The organism is Providencia sp. PROV122, from assembly GCF_028482365.1.
GTDB classification, from domain to species: domain Bacteria; phylum Pseudomonadota; class Gammaproteobacteria; order Enterobacterales; family Enterobacteriaceae; genus Providencia; species Providencia stuartii.
This window is the reverse complement of record NZ_JAMPQI010000026.1, coordinates 1-17015: the sequence shown is the minus strand read 5'-3', so window position 1 is coordinate 17015 and position 17015 is coordinate 1. Positions and strand designations below refer to the sequence as shown.

Here is a 17015-nt window from a genome sequence, read left to right as displayed (position 1 = left end):
TTTATTTAAAATCAACGAGTTGTCATAATTTGAAAATATAAATCACATTTATAGCATTTATGACATTTATATGAAATTCTTTACTTGATTTTCTAATCTGTCGGCTGTATTTCTATAGTGTACCTAAATGAGATGATCCCCTACATAGTTTGAATTGTCTGTGAGTGGCAAGGCAAGCTATCCCTAAGTATCAAGAAAGGGTCGGTGAGCGGAATCCCACTAGTGACTTAACTTAACGCTATGAAGGGCTTAGGTGCTGTTTTCTTTTCCATTTTAGACAATGAGGGAAGTAAGGCATGAAAAGACAGAAGCGAGACCGTTTAGAAAGAGCTTTATCAAGAGGTTATCAAGCAGGTATAGCAGGTCGTTCCAAAGAATTGTGCCCCTACCAATCTGTAGATGCACGATCGCACTGGTTAGGAGGCTGGCGTAAAGCCATGGAGGACAGGGCGATTCTCTCTGCATAATCAGGCAGAACAAAGCCTAACTTATTCGTTAGAGAACCTAAATAAACGGTTTTTTAATTCACTTCAAACAAATTTTAAACCTCCGCCATTGCGGAGGTTTTAGTTTTTAGCGCTTAGGTGCGGGATCAGAAAGCACTAGTGTCTTTAAATAGACCCACTTTTAGGTCATTAGCCACGTAAATGACTTTACCATCAACCAGTACTTCACCATCGGCAAGACCCATAATCAATTTACGGTTAATAACACGTTTAAAATTGATACGGTAAGTCACTTTTTTAGCCGTTGGAAGTACTTGGCCCGTGAATTTTACTTCACCAACACCAAGAGCACGACCTTTGCCTTCCCCGCCGAGCCACCCGAGGTAGAAACCAACGAGTTGCCACATGGCATCTAGGCCTAAACAGCCAGGCATAACAGGGTCATTAACAAAATGGCAGCCGAAGAACCATAAGTCTGGATTGATATCCAATTCAGCTTCGACATAGCCTTTATTGAATGTACCACCATCTTCAGTCATGGTGATGATACGATCCATCATCAACATATTACCTGAAGGTAATGGAGGCCCATTTTCGCCAAATAATTCGCCTCTTCCAGAAGCTTCTAAATCACTTTTTGTATAGGAACTGCGTTTATCAACCATGTTCTTCTGATAGCCTTAATTAAGTTTAAGAATACAGGATAGCTTACACTTGTACGCTGAACAACTCCGATCTGATATTTTTTTATTCAACCAAGCCATTTTAGGAACCATGGAAGTTTTGGTTTTTCGGGTGAATTTGCTTGATTGATGCGTTCTTGAATTAAAGCTAACAGGTGTACGTTATCACCTTCAGCTTGCTGCTCAAAATAGGGCTGCTTAGTGAGTAATGTGATCGCTTGAGCAACATGCTCCACAGGCCAAATATGGAATTGCCCCTCTTGTACGGCATTGACAACAGCCTCTTTGACACAGAGATGGCGCCATTAGCCATTGGGATAATTACCCCTTGTTGCCCTGTTAAACCACGCTGAGCACAAATATCATAGAAGCCTTCGATTTTTTCGTTTACACCACCTATAGGCTGCACATAACCAAACTGGTCGACAGCACCGGTGACGGCGATTTGCTGATCGATAGGCTGGAGCGCTAATGCACTAATTAACGCACAAAGTTCGGCAAGAGAGGCGCTATCGCCATCAACTTCACCATAGGATTGCTCAAAAACAATCGAGGCTGAGAATGGCTGAGGCTGCTCCAATTTTAGCTCATAATTTAAATAAGCTTGCATGATCATCATGCCTTTAGCATGAATGTTGCCGCCAAGCTCGGCTTTCCGTTCAACATCGACAAATTCCCCATCACCTAAATGGGCGACACAGGTAATGCGCGAAGGCTCTCCCAGCGCTTCTGGGTGCCCAGGATAGTGCAAGACGGACAATCCATTGATTTGTCCTATCACTTCGCCTTCGGTTTTGATAAAAACCTGTTCTTGCAGAATATCGTCTTGTGAACGTTCTGTCAGGAAACTATGGCGCCATAGGCGGTTTTCCACAGCCTGATTAAAGGCATTGGCGTCCATTAAGTTGCCTGACTGATAGTGAGAGGCATCCGTCAATCGGCGGGCTAGCCACTGTGTATCAAGAGGTAGATTAAATTTATCTTCACAAAACCGTGTTGCCTGAGTGATAAACGTAGGCCAACCATCAGGTGCGATTTCGGGGAGATGGTTAGCATTAATAATTGATTTTATATAGCGCATCCACAAGGCGAGTTGTTCTTCATTATCAAAGAACATTATGGGTTCATATTCCCCATAAATAGCATGTTCAAAGAGATCTGCGTGAGTGTACTCAAACTCTTCAAGCTCAAGCCGGTCACCAACAATGATTAACTTGATATCGAGTGGCTGAGGTTCAATTTCAATCGGTAATGGTTGATTATCGGAGAAAGGCAACCATTCGAATTGGCGGCGAGCTATCATATTTTGTAGCCGCTGCCACATCAGGGGTTGAGAGACCAATGATGATGCCGATAATATCAATACTCCACCATTAACGTGATGCAATAAACCCGGCACTGGATGTAATGATGGTGTGATATACCCAAACAGTTGTTCCGGCTCAATCCAATGGCGACAGGCAATATTTGCTCGGCTTGAGAAGCGACTCTCAATTTCAGGACACCATTTGAAAGCAAGTTTATTTTCAGTGAGTTGATAATCACCATTAATGGGCGAAAATGGGGTCAGTAAAGGGCGGATCGCCTCAGCAAATGTTGCTAGATAATGCTCACTGTCGTCGGACTTGATAAACATAAATCGAGTCCGTGAATTCTCTTTGATAAAGCGCTCAATGCTATCAAATAGCCTTGGCTGGATTTCTGACAAAGAAGCAGGAGTCAGGGTATCTGAAGAAACAAAGTTTGCCTGGTAAGGCGTTAGGTCAGGTATTAGGCCTTGCCATGTTAGTTCTTGACTGATCACTATAATTTTTCTGCTATTAATATGATTATAAGTAAAATGCCTGTCGGTGAGCAGGGCGCGTATGCCTGAATTTGGTTTGGATATTTTATACTCTTTTTATTGTAGGCTGCCCCGTTATTGACGACATACATATGTACGACTCACAGACTTTAGTACATTAGCGGCGGCTCATTTTTTGAGCAATTCGCTGTACTGCAAACTATTTAGAGTATATGTTGTTTTCAGGCCAATTTATTACCCATAGGGCAAGGTTGCTATATTAGCGTTTGAGCGCCAATCTTGCAGCAATAATTGTCGTATAATCAGTTAGAATAAAGAAAATAATAGCACAACAGGCAAAGACATTGGCCATGTTAAGCCAATTAAGAGCGCACTGAGCAATCTCATAAAGATATTAGGGTCTTTAGTCAGGAGTAGTGTTATAAGCGCTGAGCACACCCCGCCTATCCCATATACGAGAAGTATGCATTCAAATGTGGACATGCTTGTTCATTAAATTGTTAATAGATGAGCGTTGATTGTACACTATTTTGTGCCTAGTTGTTATCTTCTTTGTCAATAATAGGTCGACGGTGGTGCTTAAATTGCGTATCTTCATCTAAAATTGCTAATATAGGTCAGGTTCGATCTTCGTCAGGAAAAAATATGAAATATCAGCAGCTTGAAAATTTAGAATGTGGCTGGAAATGGGAATATCTGGTGAAGAAGTCCCGAAGTGGTGAGCCAATTACTCGGTATATCGAAAGAAGTGCCGAAAGTGAGGCTATCGCGCTATTGCTCAAAATGGAAAACCAGCCCACAGAGGTTTTAAAATGGATCGCTTTGCATATGAATCCACAATTGGATAACCGTATGAAGCAAAGCATTCGAGCAAGACGTAAACGTCATTTCAATGCTGAGCATCCCCATACCAGAAAAAAATCTATCGACCTTAACTTTTCTGTTTGGCAGCGTTTATCTAACCTTGCAGTGAAACGCAATAAAACATTATCAGAGACGATCATTCAGTTGATCGAAGATGCTGAGCATAAAGATAAGTATGAGAGCCAAATGAGTTCGTTAAAGCAAGACCTACAGGCGATTCTAGGGAATTCAAGTACCAAGAAATAGGGGAGACGATTATCTCAAGTTGCCCGTTGATCAACCACGATCGTTTTATTCCCAACGAAATGCTTTGTAACCCGCCATTATTTTTCGACCACGATTGATTTAATCGTAACAATGACAGATTGTGTTTAGTGACCTGATGATTTTTAGCATAAAAAAACCCCATCGAAATGGGGTTTTTTGTATTCAGTTCGAAATTCGAACGAGGGGCTAAGAATTAAGCACCTGGTTGAGTGACAACTTCAGTTGTACCTTGAATTTCGATTTCAACGCGACGGTCTGGAGCCAGACACTCGATCAGAGCTGCACGGCCTTTAACGTTGTCACATTTGTTACCAGTTACTGGATCTTCTTTACCACGACCTTCAGCAGCGATTGCGCTTGCTGGAACGCCTTTAGCAACTAAGTAATCAACAACTGACTGAGCACGTTTTTGTGACAGTGGCAGGTTGTAGTTTTGTGAACCGATACGGTCTGTGAAACCAACTACCAGTACGCGACCTTGAGTTGGGTCGATGCTGCTCAGTTCGTTATACAGTTCGTTCAGTGCTTGCTGACCTTCTGGTTTCAGAGTTGCTTTGTTGAAGTTGAACAGAACGTCTGAACGCAGAGTGAAACGCTTGTTCTCAACAACTGGCGCTGGCTCAACAACTGGAGCTGGCTCAACAACTGGTGCTGCTTCTTGGTTGAAGCGGTATGCCAGACCAACGCTCAGCATGCCGTTGTCAGGACGTACGCCCAGGTTGTCGTTATCACCGATGTTGCTAACCCATTGGTAATCTAAACGAGTTGCCCAGTTTGGAGTGATTGCATATTCAACACCCAGTGCGTATACAGGAGAAACACCAGTATCGTTTTCTTTGTAACGCTCTTCACCTGCTTGGTGTGCTTTAACATCAGTACGCCATACCATACCACCTAAACGAGTGTAAACGTCTAAGTCGTCCATTACTGGATAGCTCAGTTTGGTAGTCAGAGAAACACCCATTGATTTCAGGTCGCCGTTGTTACCAGCACCTTTGTATTTCATTTTACCAAACCAGTCATAACCAAGCTCGAAGCCCATGTACTGGTTGTATTGGTAACCTGCGTATGCACCAGCACCGAAAGTATCACGGTCAGTACTTTTACCTACAGTGTTTTCACGATCAACTGGAGTGAAGCTGGTATCTTCATAGTGAGACCAACCCAGTTTAGCACCGGTATACCAAGTGTTGTCTTTTGGAGCTGCCTGCGCAACAGTTGCGAAAGCTGCTACTGCCACTGCTACTGCGATAGCTGTCTTTTTCATTTTTTACGCCTCGTTATCATCCAATATAGGCATGGCTTCAAAGAGCCTTATTATTCGCCATTGGTTTAAAATACTTGCTAGGTTTCGCTGACATTATCTACAAAAATTTATAAAAAGTAAAAAATAATGCCATAACCTTAACAAGCTAAAGTCTACAACGAACTAAAAAAGATACAAGTAGAGCAAGCAAAAATCATGGTAAAAAAACATTTTTTAGCGGATAAATCAGAGAGATAAACGTAATCCTATTTTGAGTTGATTATTATCTATCACATTGATCTCAATTATTTTTTCGGTATTTTCTGAGTCTGAGATATCCGAATGTCAAATTTACTAAGAATATTCTTAATCTTGGCTAGTGATAATAGTTAGAGTGAATTTTTAGGTTATTTTGCTGTCCAGAATGGATACTTGCGATATTATGTGTTTTTTGAGGGCGCATAATAAAGCCGATAGAATGTCCTTCTTGTGCTGCCGTTTGTAAGCGAGCAAAGTCCTGTTTATTTAATTCCGGTAGCCAACCTAAAACAACACTATAATTACCACTTCTTAATGCCTTTTCCATCGCATCTATCGTCGTTATCGACGCCATATTGCTGAGTTGCATAATTTTGTTAATAGGCAAGCCTGATTGCATTAACCAGTGACGACTTAACTTTTTATTGGGGCTTAGCCAAAGCAGCCAACGAGATTGCGCCCCGAACTGACGCAACATCGGCAGTAGAATGTAATCCATAATAGGATGTTTTTCATCGTAAACCAGCTCACTCACCATGCCTTGTTGCATCGAGCCATCAATAGGCGGTGTTGAAGGCATTGCTTGTGTGCTGTGGTTAACAGAATGTTCAGTTGCCTTGTTCCAAGAATAAATAGCCATAGTTCACCTCGCAATCAAACTGTATGCATATACAGTAACTGTATATTTATCCAATATCAAGACTATTTTTTCAAAGCGCTTCGCAACTTTGTTGTTTTTATCTGCAATATTCTTGGAGTTTTTAGCGGATCCTCTCAGAATGTACTTCTGCTAATTGTTTGTAAAATTAAGGTATTTATAGTTTCACACACAAGGATGGAAGTAGATGAATGCTCATAAGGAGTTTGGGTGTATGTCTTTAACGGAAAAAAATGATTCTCGATTAGATCAGCTGTTAAAAGGTTTTGGTGAATTTAAAAAGAAAAACTATTTTGGCGGCTATTGTTTGATTGTTGATAACGTTATTGTTGGCTTAGCGCTTGATGGGCTCTTATATTTACGTGGCTGCCTTTTTGCAAGGAGCTACTTTGAATCAATTGAACTTGAACGGTTAGTTTTCAGTAAAAAAGGGATCCCACTAGAGCTGCGCTATTATCAGTTACCTCAGCAGATTTGGGAGAATGAAGCGCTTTTATTGCACTGCATTGATTTAGCCTATCGTTCAGCTATTGAAGAGCGGCAGCAAAAGCAGTCTGCCGTCACTCGGATAAAAGATTTACCTAATATGAATATGTCGGTTGAAAGGGCATTAGGGAAAATAGGTATTCATAAAGCTGACGATTTACGTGAAATAGGCGCGAAAGCGTGTTTTTTGAAGTTAAAACAGCTTGGTCGTTTTTCCCCTAGTATCAAATTATTAATTGGGTTGGCTGGTGCAATCGAAGGTTATCACAGTGCTGTGCTGCCGACACAAATTAAACAAGAGTTGATTAATTGGTACAACAGCGTTGGTTGAACCGTATTAGGCTAAAGGTCGCACAAGCGGGTGTAACAATTAACGCTGTATTTTGACACCCGCTCATCAGTTTGATTTATCCGCTATATGGCTGAATGATGGCCATTTGCAAGAGGCGAAGTAACGGGAATATTAATTTGCTTGATCATGGATTTTATTTCAGGGATCAGTTCAAGCAGCAGCCTTGTTTGTTCCATAATAAGGACCGTCTTTTCATCATCGCTGGTCGATATGCTATCTATGCGATGAGTGATGCTCTCTCGTAGACGTTCTGATTTCTCATCCATTAAGGTATCTAGGCTCATGACTTGTAATGATGTTTCTACATAACAGATAGCATCACTCAAAATAATCAGGTTTTCCTCATTTTGCATTTGCTCTCGATGCGCACCCAATGCTGAAATATAACTCAGTAAGGTGTGGTTGAGGCAGAGGAGCCTAAAGGCTTGCTCTTGAGTGACTTTATACGATTTAGGATCGGATGCCATATTGGAAACGATAGAAGCAAACTCAGCATCATTATTGTGGGCATCGCGGCGTGCAACACGGTATTCCAGACTGTTATCTTTACCTTGGTAATATTGCTGTAAAATCGCATCTAAATAGCGGCAGTTACTGTTCATGGTTTTTTGCACAACCTGCGGTAATTGGCGGAATTTCCAATCAGGCCATATAAAGCTAACAGCAAGGAAGGCTATAAAACAACCAACTAGCGTATCAATGACCCGAGGGAGAGCAACTTCAAATCCTTCCCCTAGCAGGTTGAAACAAAATAGAACGAGCAGAGTAATAAATAGTGTCGCTTGCGCATATTGGCTACTGCGGAAAACAAAAAACAGTAACCCAGAGATAACAATTAAGGTGAGCTGCCCTTCCATAGAAGGAACAAATTTTAATAGCGGCAAGCCAACGAGGATCCCAATCAGTGTGCCAATAATACGGAGTGCGAGCCGCCGTTTTGTTGCGCTATAGTTAGGCTGACAAACGAACAAGCTAGTCAATAAAATCCAATATCCTCTTTCTAAATCAAATAATTGGATGATGAGATAGCCTGTACATAATAAGAGAGACATCCTAACTGCATGGCGGAACAGGGCGGATTGCGGTGTTAAATGGTGCTTGAAGCGCGCGATGATATCACTGATGCCTGAAGGTGACTCATCTGAGAGTTGTTCAAATTGTTTATTATTCTGTTGGCGTGAACCTTGTTCGAGGCCAAGCCCTCTCAGTTGGACATCAATCCCTTTTAGATTTTTGAGTAGATTATACAGCGCCTTAATTTCATGAATTGCAGGTGACTGTTGTTTTAGCAGTTGCAGTGAGTTTTCAAGGTAAGCAAAAGTACCTTCAAAGCGCGGGTTATGTTGGTACTGCTTACGCCACAAAACAGATTGTGCTACCTGTTGGCAAGCCCGCGCTTGCATGCTAAGTAGTCGTTGGAAACGAAAGAGAATATCGCTATGGCGTAGCGTACGACTCAGTTGCTGATATTGTATGTGTGATGAGCTAGCCCGTTCATGGATATCTTGTGCAACGAAATAATATTGTAGGGTATTACGTGTTCCTTTCTGGCCTCTATCGCCTTTGAGCCGACTGAGCAGCGCAATTTTAGCCTGATTCATCGTACTGACTAAGGTGCTATTGACTAAGGCTAAATCATAGACTGACTGTTGGTAGTCATCTTCAAGATCAGGGTCGAATAAGTTGGCCTTTGCATCGAGGTAGGCGGCTAACTGTTGATAACATTGAGTGATCGCATCTTGTAAAGGCCGAACAGGGAAAAGAATGTGGCCGATCAACGTAAGAAGGTTATACCAAATAGCCCCAATAAGTAATAGGGCGGGTTGTTGGTACCAAGTATCAAATATTGGCACCCCAAGCATGGTATAGATGGCTATCAATAACGCACCAAATGCAATAGTGGCGTAGCGTTGACCTAGCGCCCCTAAGAGAATAAACCCACAGGTCGAGAGTGCCAACCCAAAAAAGAACAGAACGGGATGCGGGAACAGTAACTCAATCGAAACTGAGGCAATAAAAAAACAAAGTAGGGTGATAGCTAGGTTTTTTAATCGGCCAGTCAACCTATCATCTAGGTCGGTCAAGGCGGCCGCTACCATACCTAATGTCAGAGGGATTGTGACTTTAGGCTCTTGCCCCAATAACCAAGGGATCAGTGTCGTCCCTGTCAGGGCGATTAAGATTCGGATATAATATAGAGCATGACTGTTATATAAAACACGACGATAACTGGTAAGCAGCGTTAACACAAAGTACCTCAGAGGCGAACATTTCGTAGTCTATACTCGTTATATTTTAAGTTGCCTAGCTGTTACGTGTTGAAGTGCTCAAGGTTTATAGGCTCCTTGGGCGTCTTTTCGACGAATAAACAAGCAGTTTAACCTGCCGCCTAGATACAACTCGAATATTTAGAGTCTATATAGGATAGCGTGTTTGTAAGTAATAAAAAACTGTCTGGAATCAAGCAGCCGTTATTTTCATGATTGAACTACTCAGGTGCAGGATGTATGGAACTGAAATCAACACAGATTGGGCAGCGCCTGGCTCAGCATCCCTATAATCGGGTTCGCTTATTAAATGCTGGCATTGAGGTGAGTGGTGAAAAACATCAATATCTTATCCCTTTTAACCAATTAATTGATATTCATTGCAAAAGGGGAATTGTTTGGGGGGAGTTAGAGTTTGAACTAGCTGATGAGCAAGTTGTTCGTTTGCATGGAACCGAATGGAAGCAAACGCAACGCTTTTATCACTATTTAAATGATAAATGGCAACAATGGAGCATTGAAATGAGTGAGGTCAGTGCTCAAGTGCTTGTCGCCCTCGCAAAAGGAATACAGCAGCAAACTCAGCAGGATAATTGGTTTAGCTTGCGTGAATTAAACACCTTTCGTAAAAAGATCAGCGAGCAATTTTCCTCCCTTCCTCTGCCGTTAGCGCGAGTCAGTCAATTTGAAAACTGTGCTGCCCCTTATCACTACTGTTTGCAATGGCTCAATGATGGAGAACGTTGTCGGCAACAGGTTAACCAACAATGGAGTGAATCAATCCTGTCACGCTATAGTGATTTTTTCCAACATGTTGAAACCTCCCCGTTAAACTCAAGCCAAGCACTCTCCGTCATTAATGGAGAAGATAACGTTTTAGTACTTGCTGGGGCGGGGAGTGGGAAAACGTCAGTATTAGTCGCGAGAGCCGGCTGGCTTCTTTTAAGAAAGCTCGCTAAGGCTGAGCAAATCTTATTATTAGCGTTTGGTCGTAAAGCGGCGCAAGAAATGAATGAACGTATCCAAGAGCGTTTGCAGCAGGAGGATATTGAAGCCAAAACATTTCATGCGCTAGCGCTCTATATCATTCGTGAAGGAAGCAATAAATCACCTGCTATCAGTGAATTCGAAACTGACTCTCAAAAACGCGGTGAATTGTTATTGAATGAATGGCGTACACAGTGCAGTACGAAAAAAGCGCAAGCGAAAGGCTGGCGGGAGTGGCTAACTGAGGAGCTACAGTGGGATGTGCCGGAAGGTGAATTCTGGAAAGATGAAAAAATCAGTAAAAAGATAGTAAGTCGCTTAGAGCGCTGGTTAAGTTTAATGCGTATGCATGGCGGTAGCCAGAAAGAGATGATCGAATCTGCCGACGAGCAGTTTAGAGATCTGTTTCAAAAACGCCTTCGTCTCATGTCACCTTTATTAAAGGCTTGGAAAAGTGCTCTAAAAGATGAAGGGGCTATCGATTTCTCTGGGTTGATCCATCAAGCTGTTAATTTATTAGAGAAAGGGCGTTTTATTAGCCCTTGGAAACACATATTGGTCGATGAATTTCAAGATATTTCGCCGTTAAGAGCAAAACTGCTACAGGCATTGCGTCAACAGAATAAACAAACGTCACTTTTTGCTGTTGGTGATGATTGGCAGGCTATATATCGTTTTAGCGGGGCAGAGCTTGATCTGACAACCTCTTTTGAACACAATTTTGGCGAAGGAGCGCTGTGCGCATTAGACACCACTTATCGGTTTAATCAGCGCATTGGTGAAATTGCGAATCGCTTTATATTGCAAAATCCGACGCAGCTCGATAAACCACTTAATAGCCTCGTTAAAGGCAATAAAAAGTCAGTCGTTTTGCTTTATGAAAATGCACTGGAGCGTTTATTCGATAAGATGAGTGGTTATGTCACGGAAAATGAAACTATTTTATGTTTAGCACGTTATCACTATCTGCGACCAGAAATCTTAAGTAAAGCGCAAACACGCTGGCCAAAGCTTAAGATTGAGTTTATGACCATTCATGCCTCTAAAGGGAAGCAAGCCGATCATGTCATTATTTGTGGGCTGAACAGTGGGAAGGATGGATTCCCAGCGGCGGCACGCGAATCTATTATGGAACAAGTGTTACTCCCTAAACATGAGGAGTTTGAGCACGCAGAAGAGAGGCGGCTGTTATATGTGGCAATGACGCGTGCAAAACAGCAAGTATGGCTACTGTATAACCCCGATGAACCATCAGAGTTCGTTAGTGAATTAAAACAGTTAGGTGTGCCTAGACAGAAAAAACCTTAAATAGCAAAGAGCCGGATAAACTATCCGGCTCTTGAAGGCTTATTTTGTGCGTTCTTGTAAGTACTGCTGGTAATCAGGGATCACTATATCAATTGCACCATTAAAATAGGGTGACGTAATAATAAAGTCTGCTGTTGCTGGATTAGTGGCTACAGGGATATTCCAAACAGCCGCTAAACGTAATAAGGCTTTCACGTCTGGATCATGAGGAACAGCATTCAGAGGGTCCCAGAAAAAGATCAAAACATCGATTTTTTGTTCGGAGATCATCGCTCCTATTTGTTGGTCACCGCCCATAGGGCCGCTAAGCATACCAGTAACATGAAGCCCTGTATGGTGACTAATCAGTTTCGCTGTGGTACCCGTTCCAAACAGTTGGTGGGATTTAAGTTGTTCGCTATTCTTTGTTGCCCAAGCTAATAATGAAGATTTACAGTGGTCATGGGCAACGAGTGCTATATTTTTAGTGTTTTTTATTGTACGAGTAGTTGATTCCATGATGTTCCCTTAAAGGTGGCGTGGTATCACGCTAAGCATATTAATAATGACGTGTTTGTCGCGATCTGCTGGTTTTTATCGCAATAATGAGAGAAAGACTATCTCATAACTTTCTGGGGTAATTGAAAACATAATCCATGTTTTCTCTCATCTTGCCAGCAACATCAACGTGGTACTCATAGTAGAAAAATTGAGTTAGCACACACTACAACATATATCATATTGTAGATTAATAGTTTACTGATTTAGGGAGTTATTTTGATGACTAACCAAGAAATTGCTGAAATATTACGTAGTGTCAATACGATCGCCTTAGTTGGTGCAAGTGATAAAAAAGATCGTCCAAGTTATGAAGTGATGGAGTACTTATTAGAGCAAGGATATACCATAATCCCTGTCAGCCCTAAATTAGCAGGGCAAATGCTATTAGGGCAAAAAGTCTACGCAAAATTAGCGGATATTCCTCAACCAATAGATATGGTGGATGTATTTCGTAATGCTGAAGCCGCGGTGGGGATCGCACAGGAAGCCGTTGCGATTAAAGCCAAAGTACTGTGGCTACAAAAGGGGGTTATTAGTGAAGATGCGAAAAACATCGCACTTGCTGCGGGCATGAAATTTGTTATGGATAGATGCCCAAAACAAGAAATCCCTTTATTAGGTTTAGAAAAGTAAGCATGACAATACAGTAAAGCAGCGTTGGGCTGCTTTACTGTTGGATACAAGTTAATAATTTTATAAACAACTAGTTACGTAGGCGCGGTGCCTGTAATTGTGAGCGAATAGACTCTGCCAATTCGTCCATGGAAGGTTGCTCTGGATGGTCATCAGCGGTTTCATAAGTAATTTGCGCTTCAGCCAAATAAGTATGAATAGCTTCGCCGTTGTCATCTTCCATAACAACATGGTACCAAGGCAGATCACGTAATGTGCTGTTTGAAGCAATATCATCATCGTGTGGTTGTTCGAGCGAATATTCGGCATCGACGTCGACCACAACGCCTAGGTAGCCGAGTAGTTTATGTCTAACTTGTTGCCCGATCCCATATTTACTGGTGATCATCATAGCCACCTCCTAAAAGCCTTGCTTATGCTATAACTTTATATTGGGGCAGTGTTCCGCGTTTTCAAGCCAATGTATGGACAATTACTCATAACGCAATACACTGTCTTATATGCAACATTGAAAAGCAGTGCCTCAATTCCAGATTATATGTTCGATGAATAAAAGACAACTGTAATAAATCGTATTTTAGTAAATAATGCACTGATAATGGGGGCCAAAATGACAACATCAACCGGACGTTTGTTTTATATCTATGGTCGCGTACAAGGAGTTGGTTTTCGTTACCAAACGTATCATTGGGCGAATCAAAATGGCATAAAAGGGTATGTCTATAATCGCGAAGATGGCAGTGTCGCACTGGGTATCTATGGTTCAGACCAAGATATCCGTTTTGTCGAAGAATGGCTCAATGCAGGTGGCCCTCCAGGAGCAAAGATTGATCACTATTTTAGTGAAAATTGGCACACTGAAAAAATAGCGGATTTTTCGGTCCGCTATTAATTGGCTAGCCATTTAAATACATTTCACGGGCTTTGGCAGGCCGGCAAGTTTTGTTGCTTGCTTTGCTGGGCCTTTAGGGAATAGTCGATATAAGTAGCGGCTATTTCCTTTATCTTCCCCAAATTGCTGTGAAACGGCTTTCACGAGCATACGGATGGCAGGAGATGTATTAAATTCCAAGTAGAATGCGCGAACAAAGCGAATGATTTCAAGATGCTCTTCTGTCAAAGTGATATTTTCTTGCTCTGCGAGAAGAGGAATAAGATCTTCGCTCCATTGTTGGCTATCGATAAGGTAGCCTTGAGGGTCAGTCTCAATTTCTTGGCCGTTAAAAAGCAACATACAGATTTCAACCTAAACAAAAATAGAGTGCAAATTTAGCAAAAAATAGGCGATAACCCAAGCGACCTGTTGGAAATGTTGATAATTTAGCCCATTAACACATTAAGTGCCTATTTTTATAGCAATTGATAAAATAGGGGGTTTACATCGAAAGCGCAGATGTTTATAGTGCACGTCATTGCGGAGGGGTGGCCGAGCGGCTGAAGGCAGCGGTCTTGAAAACCGCCGATGGGAAACCATCCGAGAGTTCGAATCTCTCCTCCTCCGCCATCTTCACTTCTAATCACGTCTATTAAAGTCTCCTAACCTCAGTTAAATCAAGCGTTCCAGCGAAATCTCACTCTACCGAAGTCTACTAACGTCTTTCTAAATCTTTACAATAATTTGTTGCATAGTTTTTTATATAGAATTCCCTCTACAATATTAGTGACTTATGAAGCTAACAAATATGCTAATTAAGTGTGCTTACACGCCGACCTCATATTGTGCCGCTATCAGAGCAGGTGATTGATTTGCTGAAACAGATACATCCCATTAGTGGCAGTTATCAATATATATTCCCTAGCCGTACTGATTATAGAAAGCACATACCAGATATGGCACTGAATACGATGATTAGGCGCATGGGGTATAGTGGGCGAGCCACAGGCCACGGATTCAGGCATACAATGAGCACCATCCTACATGAACAAGGTTATAACACTGCATGGATTGAGACACAGCTAGCACACGTTAATAAACTCTATTCGTGGAACGTATAAACATGCTCAGTATATTGATGGGCGTAGAGTGCTAGGGCTACTTTGCCAACATCGCCTTCATCCAAGAGTCAATCTGAGATGGCGGTATATGAATACCTGCTTGGGGATCTGACAGGACTCCATCAGTTAGCTTTACAAGGCAGTATGCGGATATTACAGCTGCTATCAATTCAAGCGGTCGGTTACCAACTGAGAATAAAATACAGAAATCAGCTGTAGGTATATTAATTTCTTTTTTATGATCATCATCCATAAACCATGAGCCGTATTCAAAGCCGGTAATCTCGTTATCTAATTGATAAGGAAGAAAACCAGAAAAGGTGAGTAAGTCAAAATCAGTATCCATAATCAGTGATTTATTAACCTTGGCTATTTCCGCCTGCCACTCGAAAGGTGATGGGAGTGACTTAGAAGAGAGGTAAACGTTAAAATCTTGAGACATAGATATTACCCTAGCTAGCATGTTTTTCATTTTAGCCTACTAAATACTATTAATTGAGAAAAGGCTTTTAATAGGAAAATTATTTTTAATAACCATAAGCAAACACGGTGTGGTTATTTTGATATCAAAAAAACTCATAGTAATAACGTACCAAAATGGTACTGTGATAAACCACGGTGGTACTATTGATTGGGCTATATAAAACCTAATGCTTGCCATTGACCAAAATTAGATTAGATTGGATTGATTAATATCTTTGTTATCACTAGTGTTTTATGAGTATGCAGTAGGTACATCTTCGGTTTCAAATTAAAGCAAGTTATACAGCATTTACTATGATGGTATGAAGGTGAGTAAATCAAAAATGAGAAAAGCGAAATCAACCAGAATCACCACATCAGGAACGGTAATAAAATCCCCTGAGAGAGTTAAAACAGCTACAGGTAAAGTTATGGCCACAATGACTATTCAGGCTGAGAGTGACAAGCGTAGTCCGTACTTTCATAACCATGTTGGTTGGCTTTAATAAAGGCATATTTAAGTCGGATTGACTTGCAAAGTACAACGCGGCTTTTTTAATGTATCCTGCTTTTTAGTGACTCTTTGTAACTCTTTTTTAAGTCGCAGAATGTCATCACTTTCAATAGATATAATTTGATATTGCGAAGAGTCTGGCTATATTTTTTAATCCATGCGTAAAGACTATGCGTTGTTGTGCTCAGTCGGTTAGCCGCGCGGGCTACACTATGTCCTTTTTTCGTGATTTGCTTCAATTTTCAATTTTTCTGGATATTGTTTGCTGCTCATAAACACCTCTCTTTTCGCTATTTTGTCTAACTAAAAGGTGTCTATCAAGTCGGTGGCTATTCAAACAGAATGCGGTAAATAAGGTAGTTATATAGGCACTGTTGCAACGTTTTACTGAGATTAATTTCTCTACTATAGATTGTCATTCAGATGATCAAAAATCCAATATATTGTGGCTATAACGATTCATTTTTTATAAAAATCAAACTTTGCAATAGTGCCAAAATAATTAACTAAATATAAAATTTAGTTAATCTCTCCTTTATTACCCTAAATATGGGTTTTAAGTTGTTTTTTATTTTTGTATATGGGCTGAAAAAATTATATTTATCTAAAAAAATTAATATGTCAGGTCGATTGATTTAGATATAATTGCCCATTTTTTGACTAAATGGGGAAACGTTCATGTCCACTCGTAAGTATTTAACCCAACAGGAAATATCTCGACTTTTAGCTGCTTGTCATTTGTCGCGACATCCCGAACGTAATTCTTGCTTAATTTATATGTGCTTTATACATGGTCTAAGGGCAAGCGAAGCCCTATCGCTAAAATTATCTGATCTTAACTTAGAAAGTAATGAGCTTTATGTACATCGTTTAAAGAATGGTTTTTCAGTTAATCACCCACTGATTGATGAAGAGATCCCTCTCATTAAAGCTTGGCTAAAAATTAGAAATACATGGAAAGGGAAAGAAAGTCAGTGGTTATTTTTATCTGAAAGAGGGACTGCCATGACTCGTCAGCGCTTTTATCAACTTTTTTCACGACTTGGTGAGCTAGCTGAACTAACTCTAGGTATTCATCCCCACATGTTACGACATGCATGTGGTTATGCATTAGCGGATAGAGGCGCCGATACGCGTTTAATTCAGGATTATTTGGGGCACACGAATATACAACATACCGTAAGATACACAGCAAGTAACTCAGCAAGATTTCGGGGAGTATGGTGAGATAAAGGCGTTAAAAGG

General features: G+C 41.1%; 16 protein-coding genes, 1 tRNA gene and 3 pseudogenes. 9 read left to right on the top strand and 11 right to left on the bottom strand.

Annotation, left to right across the window (positions count from 1 at the left end; genetic code table 11):
- Positions 1-296 precede the first annotated feature (296 nt).
- Positions 297-467 (top strand): ribosome modulation factor, encoded by a 171-nt coding sequence (gene rmf, locus PSE69_RS16695; protein WP_014657943.1) that lies wholly within the window; start codon positions 297-299, stop codon positions 465-467.
- Positions 468-592: 125 nt separating this feature from the next.
- Here rmf and fabA read toward each other — a convergent pair whose 3' ends face one another.
- The 3 genes and pseudogenes from fabA to PSE69_RS16680 form a co-directional block, all read right to left on the bottom strand.
- Positions 593-1111: a bifunctional 3-hydroxydecanoyl-ACP dehydratase/trans-2-decenoyl-ACP isomerase gene (gene fabA, locus PSE69_RS16690; RefSeq protein ID WP_004918201.1), complete on the bottom strand. Its 519-nt coding sequence runs from the start codon at positions 1109-1111 to the stop codon at positions 593-595.
- An 86-nt stretch (positions 1112-1197) separates the two neighbouring features.
- Positions 1198-2933, bottom strand: a pseudogene (locus PSE69_RS16685) (AAA family ATPase).
- A 306-nt stretch (positions 2934-3239) separates the two neighbouring features.
- Positions 3240-3416: a GhoT/OrtT family toxin gene (locus PSE69_RS16680; RefSeq protein WP_014657945.1), complete on the bottom strand. Its 177-nt coding sequence runs from the start codon at positions 3414-3416 to the stop codon at positions 3240-3242.
- 162 nt (positions 3417-3578) lie between these two features.
- Here PSE69_RS16680 and matP point away from each other — a divergent pair, with 162 nt between their 5' ends.
- On the top strand, positions 3579-4043 hold the full coding sequence (matP, locus tag PSE69_RS16675) for a macrodomain Ter protein MatP (RefSeq protein WP_004918208.1): 465 nt from the start codon (positions 3579-3581) through the stop codon (positions 4041-4043).
- Between the two features lie 214 nt (positions 4044-4257).
- Here the strand turns inward: matP and ompA are convergent, their stop codons facing one another.
- Together ompA and sulA are read right to left on the bottom strand one after the other, a co-directional pair.
- Positions 4258-5331 carry a porin OmpA gene (gene ompA / locus PSE69_RS16670; protein ID WP_121874529.1) on the bottom strand — a complete coding sequence of 358 codons (1074 nt, stop codon included), beginning with the start codon at positions 5329-5331 and terminating at the stop codon, positions 4258-4260.
- A 355-nt stretch (positions 5332-5686) separates the two neighbouring features.
- Positions 5687-6208, bottom strand: a complete 522-nt coding sequence (sulA, locus tag PSE69_RS16665) for an SOS-induced cell division inhibitor SulA (protein ID WP_014657947.1) — start codon at positions 6206-6208, stop codon at positions 5687-5689.
- A gap of 232 nt (positions 6209-6440) precedes the next feature.
- Here sulA and PSE69_RS16660 point away from each other — a divergent pair, with 232 nt between their 5' ends.
- The gene (locus PSE69_RS16660; protein ID WP_225829639.1) at positions 6441-7043 is read left to right on the top strand and encodes a TfoX/Sxy family DNA transformation protein; all 603 of its coding nucleotides are present in this window, start codon (positions 6441-6443) and stop codon (positions 7041-7043) included.
- Positions 7044-7126: 83 nt separating this feature from the next.
- Here the strand turns inward: PSE69_RS16660 and yccS are convergent, their stop codons facing one another.
- Complete coding sequence (yccS, locus tag PSE69_RS16655; protein ID WP_014657948.1) at positions 7127-9313, bottom strand: YccS family putative transporter; 2187 nt, start codon at positions 9311-9313, stop codon at positions 7127-7129.
- A 258-nt stretch (positions 9314-9571) separates the two neighbouring features.
- Between yccS and helD the strand changes: the two genes are divergently transcribed.
- Positions 9572-11626: a DNA helicase IV gene (helD, locus tag PSE69_RS16650; RefSeq protein WP_104873368.1), complete on the top strand. Its 2055-nt coding sequence runs from the start codon at positions 9572-9574 to the stop codon at positions 11624-11626.
- A 39-nt stretch (positions 11627-11665) separates the two neighbouring features.
- Here helD and PSE69_RS16645 read toward each other — a convergent pair whose 3' ends face one another.
- Entirely contained in the window at positions 11666-12124 is a 459-nt protein-coding gene (locus PSE69_RS16645; protein WP_014657950.1) for a methylglyoxal synthase, read from the bottom strand.
- 261 nt (positions 12125-12385) lie between these two features.
- Between PSE69_RS16645 and PSE69_RS16640 the strand changes: the two genes are divergently transcribed.
- Positions 12386-12799: a CoA-binding protein gene (locus tag PSE69_RS16640; protein ID WP_036943643.1), complete on the top strand. Its 414-nt coding sequence runs from the start codon at positions 12386-12388 to the stop codon at positions 12797-12799.
- Positions 12800-12869: 70 nt separating this feature from the next.
- Here the strand turns inward: PSE69_RS16640 and hspQ are convergent, their stop codons facing one another.
- Positions 12870-13190 carry a heat shock protein HspQ gene (gene hspQ / locus PSE69_RS16635; protein WP_004918224.1) on the bottom strand — a complete coding sequence of 107 codons (321 nt, stop codon included), beginning with the start codon at positions 13188-13190 and terminating at the stop codon, positions 12870-12872.
- A gap of 219 nt (positions 13191-13409) precedes the next feature.
- Between hspQ and PSE69_RS16630 the strand changes: the two genes are divergently transcribed.
- Positions 13410-13691, top strand: a complete 282-nt coding sequence (locus PSE69_RS16630) for an acylphosphatase (protein ID WP_223854711.1) — start codon at positions 13410-13412, stop codon at positions 13689-13691.
- A gap of 12 nt (positions 13692-13703) precedes the next feature.
- Here the strand turns inward: PSE69_RS16630 and PSE69_RS16625 are convergent, their stop codons facing one another.
- Positions 13704-14033 carry a TusE/DsrC/DsvC family sulfur relay protein gene (locus PSE69_RS16625; protein ID WP_004918228.1) on the bottom strand — a complete coding sequence of 110 codons (330 nt, stop codon included), beginning with the start codon at positions 14031-14033 and terminating at the stop codon, positions 13704-13706.
- A 182-nt stretch (positions 14034-14215) separates the two neighbouring features.
- Here PSE69_RS16625 and PSE69_RS16620 point away from each other — a divergent pair.
- A tRNA-Ser gene (locus PSE69_RS16620) sits at positions 14216-14303 on the top strand.
- A 200-nt stretch (positions 14304-14503) separates the two neighbouring features.
- A pseudogene (locus PSE69_RS16615) lies at positions 14504-14906 on the top strand (tyrosine-type recombinase/integrase); the annotation flags it as partial.
- Here the strand turns inward: PSE69_RS16615 and PSE69_RS16610 are convergent.
- Together PSE69_RS16610 and PSE69_RS19935 are read right to left on the bottom strand one after the other, a co-directional pair.
- On the bottom strand, positions 14832-15236 hold the full coding sequence (locus PSE69_RS16610) for a hypothetical protein (protein WP_014657971.1): 405 nt from the start codon (positions 15234-15236) through the stop codon (positions 14832-14834). The pseudogene PSE69_RS16615 and the gene PSE69_RS16610 overlap by 75 nt on opposite strands.
- Positions 15237-15757: 521 nt before the next feature.
- Positions 15758-16043: pseudogene (locus PSE69_RS19935) on the bottom strand (transposase); the annotation flags it as partial.
- A gap of 405 nt (positions 16044-16448) precedes the next feature.
- On the opposite strand from PSE69_RS19935, the gene PSE69_RS16605 reads away from it, so the two are divergent.
- Positions 16449-16997, top strand: coding sequence for a tyrosine-type DNA invertase (locus PSE69_RS16605; protein ID WP_121874528.1), 549 nt, complete (start codon positions 16449-16451; stop codon positions 16995-16997).
- Positions 16998-17015: the final 18 nt, after the last annotated feature.